This window comes from Kitasatospora sp. NPDC050543, assembly GCF_044457565.1.
GTDB lineage: Bacteria > Actinomycetota > Actinomycetes > Streptomycetales > Streptomycetaceae > Kitasatospora.
Map to the genome: position 1 here is coordinate 60,163 of NZ_JBITGZ010000011.1, position 20,361 is coordinate 80,523.

General features: G+C 73.6%; 17 protein-coding genes. 12 read left to right on the forward strand and 5 right to left on the reverse strand.

The window, feature by feature from the left end; translation table 11 throughout:
• Positions 1–19 precede the first annotated feature (19 nt).
• Positions 20–1,285, reverse strand: coding sequence for a hypothetical protein (locus ACIBH3_RS16045; protein ID WP_396312578.1), 1,266 nt, complete (start codon positions 1,283–1,285; stop codon positions 20–22).
• Between the two features lie 408 nt (positions 1,286–1,693).
• Between ACIBH3_RS16045 and ACIBH3_RS16050 the strand changes: the two genes are divergently transcribed.
• The 4 genes from ACIBH3_RS16050 to ACIBH3_RS16065 all read left to right on the forward strand — a co-directional run bounded on the left by ACIBH3_RS16050 (position 1,694) and on the right by ACIBH3_RS16065 (position 9,007).
• Complete coding sequence (locus ACIBH3_RS16050; RefSeq protein ID WP_396312579.1) at positions 1,694–4,291, forward strand: phosphatidylglycerol lysyltransferase domain-containing protein; 2,598 nt, start codon at positions 1,694–1,696, stop codon at positions 4,289–4,291.
• 296 nt (positions 4,292–4,587) lie between these two features.
• On the forward strand, positions 4,588–5,157 hold the full coding sequence (locus tag ACIBH3_RS16055) for a class F sortase (protein ID WP_396312717.1): 570 nt from the start codon (positions 4,588–4,590) through the stop codon (positions 5,155–5,157).
• A complete protein-coding gene (locus ACIBH3_RS16060; protein WP_396312580.1) occupies positions 5,154–6,476 on the forward strand; it encodes an alpha/beta hydrolase in 1,323 nt (440 codons plus the stop codon). Before ACIBH3_RS16055 ends, ACIBH3_RS16060 begins: the two co-directional genes overlap by 4 nt.
• Positions 6,473–9,007, forward strand: coding sequence for a bifunctional lysylphosphatidylglycerol flippase/synthetase MprF (locus ACIBH3_RS16065; protein ID WP_396312581.1), 2,535 nt, complete (start codon positions 6,473–6,475; stop codon positions 9,005–9,007). The genes ACIBH3_RS16060 and ACIBH3_RS16065 overlap by 4 nt, the downstream gene beginning before the upstream one ends.
• Positions 9,008–9,092: 85 nt before the next feature.
• Here ACIBH3_RS16065 and ACIBH3_RS16070 read toward each other — a convergent pair whose 3' ends face one another.
• Positions 9,093–9,545, reverse strand: coding sequence for an SsgA family sporulation/cell division regulator (locus tag ACIBH3_RS16070; RefSeq protein WP_396312582.1), 453 nt, complete (start codon positions 9,543–9,545; stop codon positions 9,093–9,095).
• 181 nt (positions 9,546–9,726) lie between these two features.
• Here ACIBH3_RS16070 and ACIBH3_RS16075 point away from each other — a divergent pair, with 181 nt between their 5' ends.
• The 5 genes from ACIBH3_RS16075 (at position 9,727) to ACIBH3_RS16095 (ending at position 14,292) form a co-directional block, all read left to right on the forward strand.
• The gene (locus ACIBH3_RS16075; RefSeq protein ID WP_396312583.1) at positions 9,727–9,927 is read left to right on the forward strand and encodes a ribbon-helix-helix protein, CopG family; all 201 of its coding nucleotides are present in this window, start codon (positions 9,727–9,729) and stop codon (positions 9,925–9,927) included.
• A complete protein-coding gene (locus tag ACIBH3_RS16080) occupies positions 9,924–10,313 on the forward strand; it encodes a type II toxin-antitoxin system death-on-curing family toxin (protein ID WP_396312584.1) in 390 nt (129 codons plus the stop codon). Before ACIBH3_RS16075 ends, ACIBH3_RS16080 begins: the two co-directional genes overlap by 4 nt.
• 152 nt (positions 10,314–10,465) lie before the next feature.
• Positions 10,466–12,298, forward strand: a complete 1,833-nt coding sequence (locus tag ACIBH3_RS16085; protein ID WP_396312718.1) for a DEAD/DEAH box helicase — start codon at positions 10,466–10,468, stop codon at positions 12,296–12,298.
• Between the two features lie 501 nt (positions 12,299–12,799).
• Positions 12,800–13,450: an IclR family transcriptional regulator gene (locus ACIBH3_RS16090; protein ID WP_396312585.1), complete on the forward strand. Its 651-nt coding sequence runs from the start codon at positions 12,800–12,802 to the stop codon at positions 13,448–13,450.
• A 35-nt stretch (positions 13,451–13,485) separates the two neighbouring features.
• Positions 13,486–14,292 carry a S16 family serine protease gene (locus tag ACIBH3_RS16095; RefSeq protein WP_396312586.1) on the forward strand — a complete coding sequence of 269 codons (807 nt, stop codon included), beginning with the start codon at positions 13,486–13,488 and terminating at the stop codon, positions 14,290–14,292.
• Between the two features lie 58 nt (positions 14,293–14,350).
• Here ACIBH3_RS16095 and ACIBH3_RS16100 read toward each other — a convergent pair whose 3' ends face one another.
• The gene (locus ACIBH3_RS16100; RefSeq protein WP_396312719.1) at positions 14,351–14,854 is read right to left on the reverse strand and encodes an Lrp/AsnC family transcriptional regulator; all 504 of its coding nucleotides are present in this window, start codon (positions 14,852–14,854) and stop codon (positions 14,351–14,353) included.
• Positions 14,855–15,073: 219 nt separating this feature from the next.
• Here ACIBH3_RS16100 and ACIBH3_RS16105 point away from each other — a divergent pair, with 219 nt between their 5' ends.
• Positions 15,074–15,646, forward strand: a complete 573-nt coding sequence (locus tag ACIBH3_RS16105) for a VOC family protein (RefSeq protein WP_396312587.1) — start codon at positions 15,074–15,076, stop codon at positions 15,644–15,646.
• A gap of 39 nt (positions 15,647–15,685) precedes the next feature.
• Here ACIBH3_RS16105 and ACIBH3_RS16110 read toward each other — a convergent pair whose 3' ends face one another.
• Positions 15,686–17,080 carry an acyltransferase family protein gene (locus ACIBH3_RS16110; RefSeq protein ID WP_396312720.1) on the reverse strand — a complete coding sequence of 465 codons (1,395 nt, stop codon included), beginning with the start codon at positions 17,078–17,080 and terminating at the stop codon, positions 15,686–15,688.
• A 128-nt stretch (positions 17,081–17,208) separates the two neighbouring features.
• Positions 17,209–17,811 (reverse strand): hypothetical protein, encoded by a 603-nt coding sequence (locus tag ACIBH3_RS16115; RefSeq protein ID WP_396312588.1) that lies wholly within the window; start codon positions 17,809–17,811, stop codon positions 17,209–17,211.
• A 165-nt stretch (positions 17,812–17,976) separates the two neighbouring features.
• On the opposite strand from ACIBH3_RS16115, the gene ACIBH3_RS16120 reads away from it, so the two are divergent.
• Both ACIBH3_RS16120 and ACIBH3_RS16125 read left to right on the forward strand, forming a co-directional pair.
• Positions 17,977–18,696 (forward strand): response regulator transcription factor, encoded by a 720-nt coding sequence (locus ACIBH3_RS16120; protein ID WP_396312589.1) that lies wholly within the window; start codon positions 17,977–17,979, stop codon positions 18,694–18,696.
• Between the two features lie 59 nt (positions 18,697–18,755).
• Positions 18,756–20,345, forward strand: a complete 1,590-nt coding sequence (locus tag ACIBH3_RS16125; protein WP_396312721.1) for an ATP-binding protein — start codon at positions 18,756–18,758, stop codon at positions 20,343–20,345.
• Positions 20,346–20,361: the final 16 nt, after the last annotated feature.

The window sequence follows — 20,361 nt, forward strand, 5'->3', positions numbered from 1 at the left end:
TTCGCGTCCGTTCGCCGGCTCAGCCGGCGGGGGCGCCCATGAAGGCCTCCCAGCCGCCGGCCGGCGCCTCGCCCGGGTTGAGGCTCTGGAGCTTGCGCAGCACCGCCGGGTCCTGCGCCTCCAGCCAGTGCACCAGCTGCCGGAACGACACCAGCCGCACCTCGGGCCTGCCCGCGATCGTGCGCAGGACCTCCTCGACGGCGTTCATGTAGATGCCGCCGTTCCACTGCTCGAAGTGGTTGCCGATGATGAACGGCGCCCGGTTGGTGGTGTACGCCCGCTCGAAGCCGGCCAGGTAGGAGTCCCGGGCCTGGGCCTGGTAGGCGGGGTACAGCGCCGGATCGGCCTTGGTGTTGCTCCCGGACTGGTTGAACATGATGTTGTAGTCCATCGAGAGCACCTGGAAGGTGTGCCCGGGGAACGGGATCGACTGCAGCGGGAAGTCCCACAGCGCGCCGCCGTGGAACTTCTGCGGCCACACCTGGAGTCCGCCGCCGCCACTGCTGTCGTACTTCCAGCCCCGCCTGGCCGCGGTCGGCAGCAGGGCGCGCTGGCCTTCCAGGCAGGGGGTGCGGCTGCCGATCAGCTCCTTGCGGTAGTCGAACGGCAGCGCGGGCAGGTCGCCGAAGCCGGTGTTGGTACGCCAGTTCATGACGAAGGACATCGCCTGCTCGATCTCGCTGTCCCACTCCTCGGAGGACCACTGGCCGACCCCGGTCGCGCCGCAGAAGTGCCCGTTGAAGTGGGTGCCGATCTCGTGGCCCTCCAGCCAGGCCGCGCCGAGCTGGGTGAGCGTCTCGTGGATGTGCGGGTCGCTCAGGTAGCCGATGTCGGAGGCGCCGACGTTGTGCTGCGGCGGCTTGTAGAGGTCCTTCTTCGACTCCGGCAGCAGGTACAGGCCGCTGAGGAAGAAGGTCATCGAGGCGTTGTGCTCCTGCGCGAGCCGGCGGAACCGGGCGAACAGCCCGTTGTCCAGCTCGCCGGCGCCGTCCCAGGAGAACACCACGAACTGCGGTGGACGCTCGCCCAGCCTCAGCGGCTCGGCCCTCGGCTGGTTCGGCTGCGGCCCGGTGTCGGAGGTCGAGCCGTCGCCGATCAGGGTGGCGGGCGGCTTCGGGGCGGCGGCCGGGGTGTCGCTCTTCGCCGCCGCACCGCTCGCCTCCGCCGGCGGCGCCGCGGCCTGCTCGCCACCGGTGCCGCTGTCGGTGCTGGAGCAGCCGGCCGCCAGGGTGGCGGCGGTGGCCGCTCCGGCGGCCAGCAGGGTCCGACGGGAGAGAGCGTCCATGGTCACTCCGTTCGTGGGGCGGCGCGGTGGATGGCCGGCGCGGGGGCGGCCGGTGTGGTGGATGAGCGGCGCGGTCGGTGAGCAGCGCGGGCCGGCGGCGCGGGTTGCGGTGCGGCGGGGGCGCGGGAGCTGGGACCGTACGGGCAGGAGGTGGCACAGGGCAGCGGACAGCGCGGACGTACAGTCCGACAAGTGGGGTGATAGACCTGACGATCGCTTCAGCATCGCACGGGCTGCCGGAGCTCCGGCCGATCCGCTGCGGGTGCCAGGAGCTGATCGCCCGTTCGGACCAGCCGCACCGGACGCCGGGTCGCGGGCCGAGCTGAACCATCGTCACATGAGGGGGAGTCGCCGAGCCGCACCGGGTCGCTGCCGCCGGCCCGACGCCCCCGGGAGGTCCGCGCAGTCATGTGGCAGGCCCTGATCGACACGTACCGGCACCGGATCATCGACAGCGGCAGGCAGCCGCTGTTCCTGCTGCTGGTCGGCCTGATGGGCTCCTTCCTCTTCATCCGCTTCAGCGTCCGGATGATCCGCCGCGGCACCAGCTGGTGGCCGGGCAACGTCACCCCCGGTGGGCTGCACATCCACCACGTGGTCTTCGGCCAGGCCCTGATGATCGTCGCCGGAGTCGGCTCCTTCACCGTCCGGGGCTGCGCCGAGGCCCCGTGGGACCTGCTCGGCGCGGCCTTCGGGATCGGCTGCGGCCTGGTCCTGGACGAGTTCGCGCTCGTCCTGCACCTGGAGGACGTGTACTGGAGCGAGCAGGGCCGCAAGTCCGTGGACGCGGTGATCCTGGCCGTCGCCGTCATCGGCCTGCTGCTGCTCGGCGAACTGCCGCTCGGCGGCTTCAGCCGCCGGCTGACGGCCGGCCAGCTCGTGGTGGCCGGGGTCCTGCTGCTCCTGGTGGTGATCAGCCTGCTCAAGGGCAAGCTGTGGACCGGCCTGCTCGGGGTGATGCTCCCGCCGCTCGCCCTGGTCGGCGCGCTGCGGCTGGCCCGGCCGAGCAGCCCCTGGGCGCGCTGGCGCTACCGCACCAGACCCAAGCGGCTGGCCAGGTCCGAACGCCGGGACGCCCGGATCCACCAGCGGGTGCTGGCCGCCAAGAGCTCCTTCTACAACGTGCTGGCCGGCGCACCCGACCGGGCGACCGGCGCGGGCGGACCACTGCCCATCCCCGCCCCCGCCGCCGAGCCCGAGCCCGCGCCGACGCCCGCGCCCGCGCCGACGCCCGCGCCCGCCCCCGCACCGGAACGGCCCCCGGCACCCGCTCCCGAGCCGGCCCGCCCGACCCCGCTGCCGCCCGCGCTCGCGCCCTGGCGGATGCGCTGCGCGGTCGCCGCCGAGTGGTACATCCGGGTCGCCGCCGTCCTCAACCTGCTGGCCGCCCCGATCGCGCCGTTCCGCGACCGCGTCCAGCAGATCAACTCCGGAGAGTTCTTCACACCCGTCCTGCTGACCGCGGGCTTCACCGCGGCCCTGTTCACCGGCCTGCTCGCGGTCATGCTGCGCCGCCGCAAGCGGGCCGCCTGGATCGTGACCACCGCCGTGGTCGCCCTGTACGCGGCCCTGTTCATGCTGGCGTTGGTGGCGCTCCCGCAGGACCGGGCCCACCCCTTCAACTGGGTCTCCGCCGCCCTGACCCTCGCCCTGCTGGCCGCGCTGATGATCGGCCGCCCCGCCTTCCACGTCCGCGGCGAGCGCGGCAACGTGGTGCTCGGGCTCTGCGTCCTGCTGGGCGGAACGCTGGTGCTGACCGTGCTCGGCGCCCTGCTGGTCCGCGGCTACACCGACCCCGTGCCCGGCTGGGGCGAGAGCTTCGGCTACGCGGTCCTGCGGCTGTTCACCGTCTCCGGCTTCGTCCAGGTGGGCGGGGTCGACGTGCCCGGCTGGCTGGACCTGCTGCTCAACGTCCTCGGCGCGGTGCTCTTCCTGCTCGTCCTGCGGGTGTTCCTGCGCTCCCCGCGCGGGCAGGTCCACCTCGGCCCGCAGGACGAGCAGCGGCTGCGGATCCTGCTGGAGCGCCACGGCGACCGGGACTCGCTGGGCTACTTCGCGTTGCGCCGGGACAAGTCGGTCTGCTGGTCGCCCTCCGGCAAGGCCGCCGTGCTCTACCGGGTGGTCGCCGGCGTCGCCCTCGCCTCCGGCGACCCGGTCGGCGACCCGGAGGCCTGGCCGCAGGCGATCGGGGCATGGCGGGCCGCGGCCCGCGCCAACGCCTGGGTGCCGGCCGTCACCGGGGCGAGCGAGCGGGCCGGCGAGGTGTACGCGCGCTCGGGGCTGAAGGCACTGGAGTACGGCGACGAGGCGATCGTCGAGACGGCCTCCTTCACCCTGGACGGGCGCCAGATGCGCCCGCTGCGCCAGGCGTACAACCGGATCGCCAAGGCCGGGTATCGGGCGGTGCTGCGCCGCCACCGCGACATCCCGCAGGACGAGCTGGCCGAGCTCGTCCACCTCGCCGACGCCTGGCGGCACGGCCGTACCGAGCGCGGCTTCTCGATGGCCCTGGGCCGGCTCGGCGACCCCGAGGACGGGGACTGCCTGCTGCTGGAGTGCCGCGACGAGAAGGACCGCACCTGCGCCCTGCTCAGCTTCGTCCCGTGGGGCACGCGCGGGCTCTCGCTGGATCTGATGCGCCGCGACCGGGAGTCCGACAACGGGCTGGTGGAGTTCCTCGTGACCGAGCTGCTGCTGCGGGCCGCGGCCGGCGACCCGGCGGTCGAGCGGATCTCGCTGAACTTCGCGATGTTCCGCTCGGTCTTCGAGCAGGGAGGCCGGCTCGGCGCCGGCCCGGTGCTGCGGCTGTGGCGCGGGGTGCTCCGGTTCTTCTCCCGCTGGTGGCAGCTGGAGTCGCTCTACCGCTCCAACGCCAAGTACCGCCCGCAGTGGCGGCCGCGCTTCATGCTGTACGAGAAGACGACCGAGCTGTTCGCGATCGCCGCGGCCAACGCCGCCGCCGAGGGCTTCCTGACCCGCCCCCGGCTGCCGCGGGTGCGGCGCTGAGGACCGGCCGGCCACCCGTCCGGACCACGGCCGACGCCGGTCCGGGGCCGAGCTCGGGAGCGCCGCTGACCTGCCGTCATACGTGCCGCCCCGCCGTTCGGCGGGGCGGCACCGGGCAGCTGTGCGGATGTGCCGGGCGCCCGGCCCCGGTTCACTGGCCCAAGCGGCCGAGCAGCCAGACAGGCGAGTAGCCGGGCAGTCGCGAGCAGAGGGGAGCCGGGGTGGGCGGACAGGACAGCACCAGCCCCTGGCCGGGCACGCTCGCGGTCGGCGCGGCCATCGTCCTCGGTGCCTGGATGCTGAACGACGGCGGCCACGGCGCGCTGCCGCCCACCCCCGGCGCCGCCCAGGCCCTCGGCTTCGCACCGGTGTCCACCGTCCCCCCGCTGGGCCCGTCCGCCCCGACCCGCATCCGCATCCCCGCCGTCCGGCTGGACGCCCCCGTCACCGGCCTCGGTCTGGACTCCGAAGGCCACCTCCAGCCGCCGCCCGCGGCGGAGGTCAACCTGGCCGGCTGGTACCGCGACGGAGCCACCCCGGGCCAGCGCGGAACCGCGATCATGGCGGGCCACGTCGATAACCAGCGCGGACCGGCCGTGTTCTACCATCTCGGTGCCCTGCGCAGGGGTGACCAGGTCGAGGTCGTCAGGCAGGACCGCGCCACCGCCGTCTATCAGATCTACGCCATCGAGGTCTACGACAAGAAGCACTTCCCCGATGCGAAGGTCTACGGCCGGGCGGCCGATGCCCAGCTGCGGCTGATCACCTGCGGCGGCGACTTCAGCGAGAAGAACGGCTACGGCGGCAACGTCGTCGCCTACGCGTACCTGGTGCACACCAGCACGGGGGGACAAGGAGCACGATGACCCGGCCGCTGGCCGCCACCTGGAACCCGCTCGACTGGCCGCTGACCCACGGCGTGATCCCCTGGGTCGTGCTGGTCGCGGGCTGGGCGGCGCTGCTGCTGCTCGCCCTCTCACGCGATCCCCGCTGGTGGACCCGGCGGCTGCCGCTTGCCGTCCTGCTCGCCGCGGCGCTCACCGTGGCGCTCCAGCTGATCGTGGACGACTGGTGGCACCCCTTCGCCGAGGGCCTGCCGCACCCGGTGACGTTCTGGATCGGCGTGGCGATCCTCGGCCTGTGCCTGGCCGGCTTCCGGATGCCGCCGCTGCCCTGGCGCGGGCGGGCCCTGGCGGTCGTCGGCGCGGCACTGGTGGTGCTGATGGCCTCCTCCCAGATCAACCGGGAATTCGACCAGTACCCCACCCTGCGGGTGCTGTTCGCGCCCTGGCTCACCGAGACCGAGGTGCTCAGCACCGGCCCGGCCACCAGCACGCTCACCGTCCCGCCCGGCAAGGTGCTGGCGGACGTGTGGCACCCGCCGGCCGGACTGCCCGCCAAGGGCACCATCTCCACCACGACGATCCCGGGCACCAGGTCCGGCTTCGACGCCCGCGACGCGTACGTCTACCTGCCGCCCGCCTACCAGGCCAACCCCCGGCCACTGCTGCCCGTCCTGGTGCTGCTCCCCGGCCAGCCCGGTGCACCGGCCGACTGGGTGAATTCCGGCGGGCTCCAGGACCTGATGGACGGCTTCGCCGCCGAACACCAGGGCCTGGCCCCGATCGTGGTGGTCTCCGACGGGACCGGCGGGCCCTTCACCAACACCCTCTGCATGGATTCGAGGATCGCCAAGGTGCAGACCTACCTGGCCCAGGACGTTCCCGACTGGGTCCACACCCATCTGCAGACCGCCACCGGCCGACGCTCCTGGGCCATCGGCGGGCTCTCCTTCGGCGGCACCTGCGCCCTGCAACTGGCCGTCAACGCACCCCAGGTCTACGGCTCGTTCCTCGACATCTCCGGCCAGGACGAGCCCACCCTGGGCAGCCACGGCAAGAGCGTCAACGAGGCCTTCGGCGGGGACGAGGCGGCCTTCGACGCGGTCGACCCGCTGCACGTCATGGCCCGGCAGCAGTTCCCCGACACCTCGGGCGTCTTCGCCGTCGGAAGCGGCGACGGCGAGTTCCGGCCGCAGCAGGAGAAGATGTACGCCGCCGCGCAGAAGGCCGGGATGAAGGTGCTCTACCAGACCTACCCGGGCGGGCACAGCTGGACGGTCTTCCGCGCCGCCCTCCAGCAGAACCTGCCCTGGCTGGCCCAGCAGACAGGACTCATCCGATGAGCGGCCCAACCCCCGCACCGGAGCCCGACCCCGCCCCGGTCGCCCGCAGATCCGGGCCGGCCGCGGGCCGGCTCCGCCAGGCGGCCCGCGCCGTCGCGGCCCAGCTGCGGGCCGCACCGATCACCCTCGCGCTGCTGGCCGCCCTGTGGGTGGTCGGCGCCGCGACCGGCAGCCTCGCCGTCGGCCCCTCGCAGCAGCTGCTGGAGCACGTCGGCGTCGGGCTGCCGACGCTCGACGCCGGGCGCTGGTGGACACCACTGAGCTCGCTGCTCTGGTGCTCGGGTATCGGCGCGTACGTGTTCACCAGCCTGCTGCTGGTGATCGTCGGCCCGCCCGCCGAGCAGCGCCTGGGCCGGGCCCTGACCATCGCCACCCTGGTCGGCGGCCAGATCCTCGGCACCCTGCTGGGCACCGCGCTGGTGCGCCTGGGCGTCGCCGCCGGAGCCGAGTGGACCCTCGCGATCCAGGACCAGATCGCGGTGGGCCCGGCCGTCGGCCTGTTCGCCCTCGCCGCCGTCCTCGGCTACCGGCTCACCATCCTGTGGCGCCGGCGCCTGCACCTGCTGGTGGTCCTGATCCCGGTCGTGGCGGTGCTCTACATCGGCCACCTGCAGAGCGTCCAGCGCTTCGCCGCCGCGATGCTGGGCCTGGCCGCCGGTGCGCTGCTGCACCGCGGCTCCGTCCATCTGCGCCCGCGCCGCAGCTCGCACACCGAGATCCGGGTACTGGTCGCGCTCTGCCTGGTCGCCGCCGCCCTCGGGCCCCTGGTCGCCTCCCTCTACCAGAACGCCATCGGGCCGTTCAGCACCTTCTCCGACCTCTACTTCTCGCACGTCTTCACCGCCGACGAGGTCGCCGAGGCCTGCGACATCTCCGCGCACGACTGCGCCCGGGCGCACTCCGTGGTGCGCTTCTTCGACTCGCCCGGCCGGCTGATGGCCGCGGCCGTACCGGCCCTGCTGCTCGTCCTCGCCGAGGGCCTGCGCCGCGGGCTGCGGCTGGCCTGGCGGATCACCGTCGTCACCGAGCTGATCTGGATCGGCATCCTGGCCTGGCTGCTGGCGGACGACCTGGCCGCCCTGGAGAACCCCGCCGACACCGGGTACGTCGTCGAGTACTTCGTCGAGGGCCTGCTGCTGCCGGTGCTCACCATCGTGATGCTGCTGGCCACCCGGCACCACTTCCGGCTGCGGCTGCCCCGCCGGGTGGTGCTGCGCCTGGGTGCGGTCATCGGCGGGACGCTGCTGCTCTGCTCGGCCCTGTACGTCGGCATCGGCCTGCTGGTCCGCGACCAGTACGACCCGCCGGCCACCTTCACCCGGCTGCTCTCCGGCCTGCCCGCGGAGTTCCTGCCGCCCGCCTACAACGACCTGCTGCCCGACTACCCGATCGCGGTCGGCGGCATGGCGCAGACCCTGGAGATCTACCTCGGCCTGATCTTCTGGATCATCTCGCTGACCTTCCTGCTGATCGCCTTCCGCCGGCCCGTGGTGCACGTCGACGCCGAGGACGCCGCCAGGGCGCGGGCGCTGCTCGTCGCGCACGGCGGCAGCACCATCTCCTTCATCAGCACCTGGGACGGCAACCACTACTGGTTCGACGCCCAGGGGCAGGCCGCCGTGCCCTACCGGGTGCTGGCGACCGTCGCGCTGACCACCGGCGATCCGTTCGGCGAGCCCGAGGCCCGCGCCCGGGCGGTGGCCGGCTTCGCCCGCTACTGCGACTCGCGCGGCTGGACGCCCTGCTTCTACAGCGTCACCCCCGGCATCAGGGACGCCGCCGAGCAGCTGGGCTGGCGCTCGCTCCAGGTCGCCGAGGACACCGTGGTCGCGCTGCCCGAGCTCGCCTTCACCGGAAAGAAGTGGCAGGACATCAGGACCTCCCTGAACAAGGCGGGCAAGCAGGGCATCGTCGCCGAGTGGTGGACGTACCACGAGGCGCCGATCGCGATCAGGGACCAGATCCGCTCCATCTCCGAGGAGTGGGTCTCCGACAAGGGCCTGCCGGAGATGGGCTTCACCCTGGGCGGCCTGGAGGAGCTCCTGGACCCGGCCGTCCGGGTGCTGATCGCCGTCGACGGCGACCGGACGGTGCACGGGCTGACCAGCTGGATGCCGGTCTACGAGGACGGCGTACCGGTCGGCTGGACGCTGGACTTCATGCGCCGGCGTGCGGGCGGCTTCCGCGGCGTGATGGAGTTCCTGATCGCCTCCGCCGCGCTCGGCTTCAAGGAGGAGGGCGCCAGGTTCCTGTCCCTGTCCGGCGCGCCGCTGGCCCGCTCCGAGCGCGGCGAGCCGCCCACCACGCTCCAGCGCACGCTGGACTGGCTGGGCAAGGTGATGGAGCCGGTCTACGGCTTCCGCTCGCTGCTCGCGTTCAAGGCCAAGTTCCAGCCCGAGTACCGGCCGATGTACATGGTGTACCCGGACCCGGCGGCGCTGCCCAGCATCACCCGGGCGATCGGCAAGGCGTACCTGCCGCACCTGACCGCCGCGCAGGGCGTACGGCTGATGCGCCGGCTCGGGTCCTGAGCGGGCGCCGCCGGGCGGTTCGGCCCGGGCGGCTCTCCGCGGACGGCCCGCCCCGGGCGGCTCTCCGCGGGCCGGGTGGAGACCGTCAGCCCAGCAGCTCGGCGAGCGCGCGGTCGGCGTCCAGGTGCAGGTGCTCCTCGCCCTCGGCGACCAGCAGGTGGCTGCTCCACAGGAAGCGCCGCAGGCCGGCGCTCTCGAAGTGGAGCAGCGCCACTCCCTCGGGGGCGCGCAGCTCGACCACGGTGCGCCGCCCCTGGGCGGGCCGGACGTGGACGTCGCCGACGCCGGCCGGCGCGTCCAGGCCGGCGGTGAGCAGCTGCCGGGCGAAGACCCAGACCACGTCCGGGCCCGCGCCCGGCCCGGTCTGCCCGGAGGCGTCCGCGCGGCCGTCCCCGTCGAGCGAGTACTCGGCGGGGAAGGCCATCCGGACCGCCAGCGGGTCGTCCGCCCGGTAGCGGAGGGTGACCCGCAGCAGGGCGGAGCGGTGGGTGCTGATGATGAGGCGGGCCTGGACGCTGTGCTCGACTGCGACGGACACGGTGGGTTCCTCCCGTTGGTGAATGTGAGGCCGAGGGGACGGGTGTGACGGCCGGCCTCACCCCCTGTGAGAGTCCGGGTGATGCCGCGTCTTACCCGGGATCCGCGACCGATTCAGGGTGACCTGGGCCACGTCGGGACATGCCGGTACCAGATTGGCCCCACCGGGGTAGCCTCATGACATGGCAATGAACCTTCGTCTCCGTGACGACCAGGCCGAGGCCCTGAAGCAGCGCGCCGAGCAGGAGGGCATCAGCATGAACGCCCTGGTCGTCAGGGCCGTGGACGACTACCTGGCCCGGACGGCCCAGCAGGCGATGGTGCGCGAGACCGCGCTCAAGCAGGCCGCGAAGTGGCGTGAGCTCATGGATCGGCTGAAGTGAGCTTCCTCTACCTCACGGCGGAGGACATCCTCGCGGTGGCGGAGGCGGCCTGTGACGACATGCAGATCGTGGTGCGCGACGTCGGGCTGCTCGAATCGGCCGCGCACCGGCCGAAGGCCGAGATGTTCGGCCAGGAGGCCTATCCCGATCTGCTCGACAAGGCGGCCGCCCTGCTGCAGTCGCTCCTGATCAACCACCCGCTCTTCGACGGCAACAAGCGGACCGCATGGCTCTCCTGCGCCACCTTCCTGGCGATCAACGGCGTCGACCTGGTGGCCGACATCGACGCCGCCGAAGAACTGGTGATCGCGGTGGCCACGGGGGAGGTCGACGAGGTCAAGGTGATCTCGCAGGGGCTGCGGGCCCTTCGCGCCGATCGGTCGTGAGCGCCTCCGTGTCGGACGCAGGGTCGGGGCCGGGCCCGGTAGGCTAGGCGGGTTGTCCGACCGCCACCCGACCGTGGGATGGGGCCGCAAGACCGCCTCTGACCTGCGACGATCCCCCTTCGGAGACCGTGAGTACTGCCGCCGCCTCCTCGATGCCGCTGTTCTCCGACGCCGCGGAGCCGCACGCACCCGTGCGCACCGCAGGCCATGCCGCACCCGCGTCCTCGCACCACCTCTCGCCCGCCTTCCCCGGGCGTGCCCCGTGGGGTACCGCGGGCAGACTCCGGGCCTGGCAGCAGGGCGCGCTGGACCGCTACATCGAGAAGCAGCCGCGCGACTTCCTCGCGGTCGCCACCCCGGGCGCAGGCAAGACCACCTTCGCGCTCACCCTCGCCTCGTACCTGCTGCACAACCACCTGGTGCAGCAGATCACCGTCGTGGCGCCGACCGAGCACCTGAAGAAGCAGTGGGCCGAGGCCGCCGCCCGGATAGGCATCAGGCTCGACCCGGCCTACTCCTCGGGTCCGCTGTCCAGGGACTACCACGGCATCGTGGTCACCTACGCCGGTGTCGGCGTCAACCCGATGCTGCACCGCAACCGCACCGAGGCCCGCAAGACCCTCGTGATCATGGACGAGATCCACCACGCCGGTGACTCCAAGTCCTGGGGCGAGGCCTGCTTCGAGGCCTTCGAGCCGGCCACCCGCCGCCTCGCCCTGACCGGCACGCCGTTCCGCTCGGACACCAACCCGATCCCCTTCGTCCAGTACGAGGCGGGCAGCGACGGCATCCGCAAGTCGGTCGCCGACTACACCTACGGCTACGGGCACGCGCTCGCCGACCACGTCGTGCGCCCGGTGATCTTCCTCTCGTACAGCGGCAACATGCGCTGGCGGACCAAGTCCGGTGACGAGCTGGAGGCCAGGCTCGGCGAGCCGATGACCAAGGACCTGATCGCGCAGGCCTGGCGCACCGCGCTGGCCCCGCAGGGCGAGTGGATCCCCAACGTCCTGCGCGCCGCCGACAAGCGGCTCACCGAGGTCCGCAAGGCGATCCCGGACGCCGGCGGCCTGGTGATCGCCACCGACCAGAACAACGCCCGCGCCTACGCCAAGATGATCCGCGAGATCACCGGCACCAAGGCCACCGTGGTGCTCTCCGACGAGGCCGAGGCCTCCAAGCGGATCTCCGACTTCTCGGCCGGCGACGACCGCTGGATGGTGGCGGTGCGCATGGTGTCCGAGGGCGTCGACGTCCCCCGGCTCGCCGTCGGCGTGTACGCCACCTCGATCTCCACGCCGCTGTTCTTCGCCCAGGCCGTCGGCCGATTCGTGCGGGCCCGCAAGCGCGGCGAGACGGCGTCGGTCTTCCTGCCCTCGGTGCCCATGCTGCTCGGCTTCGCCAACGAGATGGAGTTGCAGCGCGACCACGTCCTGGACCGGCCCAAGAAGGGGGGCGAGGGCCTCTTCGACGAGGAGGACCGGCTGCTCGCCGAGGCCGAGCGGGCCAACGACGGGCCGGACGGCGCGGGCGGCGACGAGTTCTCCTACGAGGCGATCGGCTCGGACGCGGTCTTCGACCGGGTGCTCTACAACGCCATGGAATTCGGCATGCAGGCGCACCCGGGCAGCGAGGAGGAGGACGACTACCTCGGCATCCCCGGCCTGCTGGAGCCGGACCAGGTCCAGATGCTGCTGCAGAAGCGCCAGCACCGGCAGATCCAGCGCAGCAAGGGCAGGCCGGCCGAGGAGGCGGACCTGCTGGAGCTCCCGGCGGACCAGCGGCCGGTGGTGACCCACCAGGAGCTGCGCGAGCTGCGCAAGGAGCTCAATGCGCTGGTCGCGGCCTGGCACCACCGCACCAGCCAGCCGCACGGCACCATCCACAACGAGCTGCGCCGCCAGTGCGGCGGCCCGCTGACCGCCCAGGCGACGGCCAACCAGCTCAAGGGGCGGATCGCGAAGATCAGGGAGTGGGCGAAGTAGCGCCCCTCGTCCGCCGGGTGCGTTGAGAGGCGCACTGAGGGCGCACTGACTCACTGGCGGGTCCACCGGCGTGCGCTCCGGTGGGCCCGCCGCGTGCGCTGCCGAGCCCGGGACCGGGCCGCCGTCCTGGCCGCGGGTGGCCCGGGGCCCGTCCCGGGGGTGCCCGGCGGGTGGCCAGCGGGTGTCCGGTCTCCGGACTGTGCTCGAACTGGTGCACGCCATGCCCCCATGAGATGGGGTGATTTGTCCCGTTCGGCCGGAATTGATCGAACTGATCATGACCGAATTCTGGACAAAGGCTTCCGTGGGGAGCATCTCTTCACTACCTTTCCCCCACCACGCTCTCTCGCAAGGCCACCCCACGAGACGGGCGACCGCAGGACCGCCAGGACGTCGATGAGGACGCACCGCCGGTCCCAGCGCGGCCACCCACCTGCGCGCGACACCTCCGTCCCGGCCGGCTCCGTCGGCCGGCGACCGCCGCGGAAAGGAATGCGCGTCGTGACTGCCGAAACCTCCCAAACCCTGGACCGTGGTGTCCGGGTGCTCAAACTGCTCGCCGACTCCGAGCGCGGGCTGACCGTCACCGAACTGGCGGCCCGCCTCGCCGTCAACCGGACCGTCGTCTACCGCCTGCTGGCCACCCTGGAACAGCACGGCCTGGTCCGCCGCGACATCGGCGGGCGGGCCCGGGTGGGCCTGGGCGTGCTGCGGCTCGCCCACCGGGTGCACCCGCTGCTGCGCGAGGCCGCCCTGCCCGCACTGCGCAGCCTCGCCGAGGACCTCGGCGCCACCGCCCACCTCACCCTGGTGGACGGCAACGAGGCGCTCGCGGTGGCCGTGGTCGAGCCCAGCTGGACGGACTTCCACGTCGCGTACCGCACGGGGCTGCGCCACCCGCTCAGCGAGAGCGCCGCCGGGCGGGCGATCCTGGAGGCCCGGGGTTTCCCCAGCCAGCGCCGGCCCGAGCAGGGCTTCGTCATCACCCGCGCGGAGGAGCAGTCCGGCGCGTGCGGCGCGGCCGCCGCGCTGGTCGGCCTGAGCGGGATCGAGGGCAGTGTCGGCGTGGTGATGCTCAACGGACTCGTCCCCGAGCGGGTCGGTCCGCGGGTCGTGGAGGCCGCGACGGAGGTCGCCGACGCCCTGCGGTAGCCCCGCGGGGCGGGCGGGTGTGTTTGGATGCCTGTGTGCCCGACCTGAAGCTTCCCCCGGCCCTGACCTCCCCCCGCACGCGCGCGCTGACGCTGTGCGGTGTGCTGGTCGCCGCGCTGCTCGGCGTCGCGTGGCTCCTCCCGCTGCCGTACACGCTCACCTGGCCGGGGGTGACGGCCGACACCCTGGGCGACTACAAGGACCGGCCGGTGCTGACCATCGCGGGCGCCCCCGTCCGGCAGACCGACGGCCAGCTGCGGATGGTCACCATCTCGGCGACCAATCCTGGCGAGAAGACCACACTCTGGCGCTCGCTCCAGGCCTGGGTCGAGCAGGACGAGGCGGTCCGCCCGACCGAGTCGGTGTACCCGCAGAAGGACCCGGAGAAGGCCAACGAGGTCACCGCGGCCCAGATGACCGAGTCGCAGGACAGCGCGACCATGGCGGCGCTGGCGCACCTGAACCTGTCGCCGGCCCAGGTCAAGGTGAAGGTCGACCTCGGCGACATCGGCGGCCCGAGCGCCGGGGCGATGCTGGCCCTCGGGATCGTGGACAAGCTGAGCGGTGACGGCAAGGGCGGCGACCTCACCGGCGGGCAGGTCATCGCGGGCACCGGCACCATCGACGACCAGGGCAACGTGGGTCCGGTCGGCGGCGTGCCGCTGAAGACCAAGGCGGCGGCGCGCGACGGCGCGACGGTGTTCCTGGTGCCCAAGGGCGAGTGCTCGGACGCCAAGGTGAACGTGCCCAAGGGCCTGCGGCTGGTGCCGGTGGAGACGTTGAACGACTCGGTGGCGGCTCTGGAGGCGCTCAGGAGCGGCGGCGCCGTCCCCAGCTGCTGACCGCAGTCACCGCTGTCGCCGGTGCCTGGACGGGCGGCGGCCTGCCCCGGCTGGGCCGCTACTCCATGGCGGCCTGGTCGACCAGCGGGAGGATCCGGTACGGGACGGGGTTCTCCAGCGCGATGGCCGTCGCGGACCGGACGATGCCGTCGAAGCCGACCACCCGGTCGATCACCCGCTGAAGATCGGCGTTGGAGCGCGCCACGATCCGCACCAGCATGTCGCCGTGCCCCGTGATGGTGTGCAGCTCCAGCACCTCCGGCACCGACGCCAGATGCGCCCGCACGTCGGCGCCCTGCCCCTGCGAGATCTCCAGGGTGGCGAACGCCGTGACCGGGTAGCCCAGCGCGGCCGGGTCCACCTCGGGGCCGAAGCCGCCGATCACGCCCTTGGCCTGCAACCGGTCCAGCCGGGCCTGCACCGTGCCCCGGGCGACCTGGAGGCGGCGCGAGCACTCCAGGACGCCGATCCTCGGCTCCTCGGCGAGCAGCCGGATCAGCCTGCCGTCCAGAGGGTCGATGGTGTCGTTGGCGGAGCCGCCGGGGGAGGGGGTGGGCGGCATCGAGGAGTTGGCGGTGGGCATCGAGGCTCCGTCCGGTGGTCATTCTGTACAGCGGCAGTGCCAATTCTCCGGCCCGGCAGCACACCTTGACCAGGAGGAATCGGAACAGTTGCGCATCGGTGTGCGGAGGTCCACCCTCCAGCCACAACCCCGTGGGGCGGGCCCCACACCGCGCCACGGGGCCAGGCAGTGGTTCGCACGCCTACCGGGAGGGCCGTCATGACCGACACCGCAGCCGAACTCGCCATCACCAGTGCGTATGCGGAGGAGGCTTGTTCCATCGGGGTGGACCCGGTGACGGCCGGTCGCACCGATGCGATCGTCCTGGTCGTCGCGGACGCCCGCCGGGCCGCCCGCCGCTACGCCGCCGCCCTCGGGCTGCGCTGTACCGCCTACGCGGGCCCCGAGACCGGCGAACCGGAGACCGTCTCGTACGTCCTGCGCGGCGCGGGCACCAGATTCGTCCTCACCTCGGTCCTGCAGGTGATCGGCGAACGCGGCCGGCGGATCGCCACCCACCTCGCCGAGCAGGGGGAGGGCGTCCTCGACCTGTCCGTCGCCGTCCCGGACGTCCACTACGCCTACGACTACGCCGTCGACCGCGGCGCGGCCTCCCTCGCCGAACCGTACGAGGCCACCGACCGGTACGGGACGGTCGTACTCGCCACCATCGCGATACCCGGCGGCACCTGGCACACGCTGGTCGACCGCTCCGGCTACGCCGGGCCGTACCTGCCCGGGTACGTCGCCCTCGGCGGCCCGCCGACCGGCGGGCGGCCCGCCCTGGGGTGAGCCGGCGGCGGCGCGGTGCCGGCAGGGCGGGGGCGGTCGTCAGCGGCCGCCGACCGGCGCCCTCTCGTGTTCCGTCGCGACGGTCGCTGCGGGGGCCGCCGGGGTCGGGAGCACCGGGCTCGGGACCGCCTGGGCCGGGGAGTCGGCGGGCGGGAGCAGCGAGGCACTGGGCAGGGCCCGCAGGACCCGCCGCCCGAGCTTCTGCGCCGGCAGCTCGACCAGGCGGTGGGCGAGGTGGCTCAGCGCCAGCACCACCACCACGAAGATCGCGGTCGGGATGAACTTCCCCGGCCCGGTACGGGGGAAGGGGTGCCCCTCCAGCAGCCAGTCCATCGCATGCACGACGGGGTTGTGCAGCAGGTAGAGCGAGTAGCTGACCGCGCCGAGCCAGCCGAGCACCCGCGGGAAGCGCCGCCGCCGCAGGGCCATCCCGAGCGCGAAGGTGACCCAGGCGCCGACATACGCGTAGGACCACGACATCCAGGTGCTGGAGAAGGTGCGGGCGAGCGCCGGCCCGTCGTCGTACAGCGCGCCCACCAGGAACCCCGCCGCGATCACGAACCCGCAGCAGAGCGCCGCCGGGAGGCGGGCCAGCTGGCCGTTCTCGGCGCGGTGGAGGACCGTCCCGGAGAACATCGTCGCGAAGATCATCAGGGTCTCGAAGAGCGACGCCCGGCCGTTGCACCCGGCGAGCACCAGGCCCAGCGCCCCCAGCAGCAAGGCCCCGGTCCGGGTCAGCGCGGGGTTGCCGCTCAGCACACAGGCCAGGCCCATCACCGCCACCACCGCGCAGGACAGCACCAGGTGCCTGGTGGACAGCGGATCCACCGAGAGCGCGGCCTGCGAGGCGACTCCGCCCAGCAGCAGGGCCGCCGCGGCCAGCGAGACCGCGATCGGCGCGCTGCGCCGGTGCAGGCCGAGGACGAACAGGGCCGTGACGAAGAAGTAGAAGACCATCTCGTACGAGAGCGTCCACATCACGTTCAGCGCGTTCGGCACCCCGGTCAGGTCCTGGAGCAGCATGCCGTTGGCCACCACCGAGAGCAGCGGGTGCTCGTAGGCGAACCCGGCCACCACACGGTGGGCGGTCGGCAGGACCAGCAGCGACCCGGCGACGACGACGAGCAGCACGGGGTGGATCCGGAAGAGCCGTCCGATCCAGAACGCCCGCACATCGCCCCTGCGTTCCAGGGAGGCCGGCACGATATAGCCGCTGACCAGGAAGAACAGCATCACCCCGTAGATGCCGTAGTCGAACCGGTCGCCCACGGTCACGCCGTACGGGATCAGGTAGGGCAGGTTGAAGTGGTACAGCGCGACGACCGCCGCCGCCAGCCCGCGCAGCGCGTCCAGCCACCCCAGCCGGCTCCCGGAGCGCGGCCCGGCCGTCGCTCGGGCACCGGGGTCTGACGGCCGGGACAGCTGCTGCTCCATCGCGTTCACCCGCCGGAGGCTAGCGCACGGCTGCCGGAGGCCCGTGCACGGGCCGGGAACGGTGGCTGGGGCCGGCCGGGGCGGAGCGGTCAGGGACGGAGCGACAGGGGCGGAGCGGCGGGGAGGGCTCAGCGGACCACCGTCTGGACGTCCGGGGGGTGGCCGTTCCAGGTCACGAAGACGGAGTTGGCGCTGTCGCCCTTGGAGAAGTCGATCCGCATCCACTGGTCGCCGTGCCAGACCTGCATCTGCCAGCCCGGATCCGGGGTTGCGGACACCAACTCGGCACGGTCCGCGCGGATGTCCAGCGCCGCCCGGCCGCCCGGCACCAGGACGCTGCGCACGGAGGTCGCGGTGGAGGGGGCACCGGCGCCGGTGGCCGCCGTCGCGGTCGGGGACGGGGACGGCTTGCGCGAGGCCGACGGTCCGGGCGGCGCGGGCGTGGCCGGGCGCGGCGAGGTGGAGGCGGCCGCGCTCGCCGAGGCCGGCGATCCCGTCGGGGCGGGGCCGGCTGACGCCGGGTCGGCCGACGGCTCGGGCCGGCCGGCGGGCCCCGGAGCCGATGGCCCCCCGGTGGGCACGTCGGAGCCGGTGGGCGAGGGCAGCGGCAGCGCGGTCGGGCGCTCGAAGGCCGCGCCCGTCAGCACCGCGTGCACACCGAACCAGGACAGCGCCACCGCTGCCCCGGTGGCCGCCGCCCAGGCGCCGAGTTGTACCAGTCCGTTCCGCATCGTCCGCTCATCCTGCCGCATCGGCGCAAGCCCCCGGCGGGCACCCCGGCGCGGCGAGCGGCGCGGCCCGACGGGCGCCGCCGGACCACCGCGGCCTGGGCCCGACCCGTCCCAACCACCCCGAGGTACAGACCACCTGGCCCCGATGGCGTAGCGTGCAGGGCCATGGCAACAGTGCTCGTGGTCGAGGACGACCCCTTCGTACGCTCCGCCCTCATCCGGCATCTGTCCGGCTCCGGACACGCGGTGCGCAGCGTCGGCACGGCCCTGGAGGCGCTGCGCGAAGTCGCCCAGGTCGGCTGCGACCTGGTGATCCTGGACCTCGGCCTGCCCGACCTCGACGGCAGCGAGGCGCTCAAGATGATCCGCGGCCTGACCAACGTCCCCGTGATCATCTGTACCGCCAGGGACGACGAGGCGGAGATCGTCCGGCTGCTCAACGACGGCGCCGACGACTACCTGGTCAAACCCTTCTCGGGGGAACACCTCACCGCCCGGATGACCGCGGTGCTGCGCCGCCTCGGCGGCGGCTCCGCGCCCGCCGCCAAGGTGCTGCGGGTCGGCGGCCTGGCCATCGACCTCCAGCGGCGCGAGGCCGTCCTGGACGGGCGGACGCTGGACCTGACCCGTCGTGAGTTCGACCTGCTCGCCTTCCTGGCCGCGCGACCCGGCGTGGTCGTCCCGCGCAAGGAACTCCTCGCCGAGGTCTGGCGCCAGACGTACGGTGGCGACCAGACCATCGACGTCCACCTGTCCTGGCTGCGCCGCAAGCTCGGCGAGACCGCCTCCAACCCGCGCTACCTGCACACCGTGCGCGGTGTGGGGGTCCGGCTGGAGCCCACCGGCCAGGCGCCCGGGCCCGGCCCGGGGGAGCACCGCCCATGAGGCGGTTCGGGCGCTCGCTGCGCTGGGCGCTGATCAAGGCGGCCATCGCCGGCACCACGATGGTCGCCCTCGCCTTCCTCATCCCGCTCGGCCTGATGGTCCAGCAGACCGCCCGCGACCGCGCCTTCACCGCCGCCGAGCGGCAGGCCGCGGCGCTGGGGCCCGCGCTCGCCATCACCACCGACCAGAGCGCGCTCCACCGCGCGGTGGCCAGCACGGACGCGGGTGCGCAGGGGCGGATGGCCGTCCATCTGCCGCCACCTGCGGGCGGCGCTCCGTCCGTTGCCGTGTCCGGCGGGGCCGCCGGGGCGGCTGGTGCCGCCGCGTCCACCGGTGCCGCCGTGGACGGTGGCGCGGCGCCGTCCACGGGCGTCGCCGCTCCGTCCGGCGCGGCAACCCCGTCCGCGGGCACCGCGCCGTCCCCCGCCGCGACCCCGTCCGCGGGCACCGCGCCGTCCCCGGTCGCGACCCCCGCCGCTGACGCCGCCCCAGGCGTGGGCGCCGCCGAGCCCGCCGGTCCCAGCATCGGCGAGGTCCGGGCCGCCGCCGCCGATATCGCCACCGCCGCCGGGCAGGGCCGCTCCTTCACCGTCCACGTACCCGGCGGCTACGCCCTGCTCCAGCCCGTCGCCGTGGACACCTCCCGGGTGGCCGTGGTGGAGGTGTACGTCGCCGACGAGGACCTGACCCGGGGTGTGACCACCGCCTGGCTGGTGCTCTCGCTGGTCGCCCTCGCCCTGGTCGCCATCTCGGTGCTGGTCGCCGACCGGATGGGCGCCCGCATCGTCACCTCCGCCCGCCGGCTCGCCGCCGCCGCCCGCTCACTCGGCGCGGGCAACCTCGCCGTCCGGGTACCGGTCGAGGGGAAGCAGGCCGCGGGCAGCCCCGAGGAGCTGCGCGAGGCCGCCCAGGCGTTCAACGCCATGGCCGACCGGGTCGTCCATCTGCTCGCCGCCGAACGGGAGTTGGCCGCCGACCTGTCGCACCGGCTACGCACCCCGCTGACCGTGCTGCGACTCAACGCCGCCTCGCTCGGTGAGGGCGACGCCGCCGACGCCACCCGGCACGCCGTCTCCCAGCTGGAACGGGAGGTCGACCAGATCATCCGCTCGGCCCGGGGCCGGGCCCCCGACGACCCGCAGGCCGTCACCGTGGGCTGCGACGCCGCCGAGGTGATCCGCGAGCGCGTGGGCTTCTGGTCCGCACTCGCCGAGGACGAAGGCCGCCGTTGGCAGCTGGCCGGCGCCGAACGCCTCGCCCTGGTGCCCGTCCAGCGCGGCGACCTGGCCGCCGCGGTCGACGCCCTGCTCGGCAACGTCTTCCGGCACACCGCGATCGGCACCGCGTTCTCGGTGGACGTCCTCGCCACCGCCAGCTCCGTCATCGTCCTGGTCGGCGACGCCGGCCCGGGTTTCGCGGACCCCGCCGCCGCACTGGAACGCGGGCAGGGCCAGGGCGGGGACGGCTCCACCGGCCTCGGGCTGGACATCGTCCGCAAGCTCGCCGAGGCCACCGGCGGCGACCTCGCGCTCGGCCGCTCCGCCGTACTCGGCGGCGCCGAGATCCGGCTGCGTCTGCAGACCCGCCCCGACGGCGCCCCGGCCCGCACCAGCCGTCGCAGGGCCCGCAACTCCCTCTTCCAGCGCTGAGGCGCGGGGCTGCGCC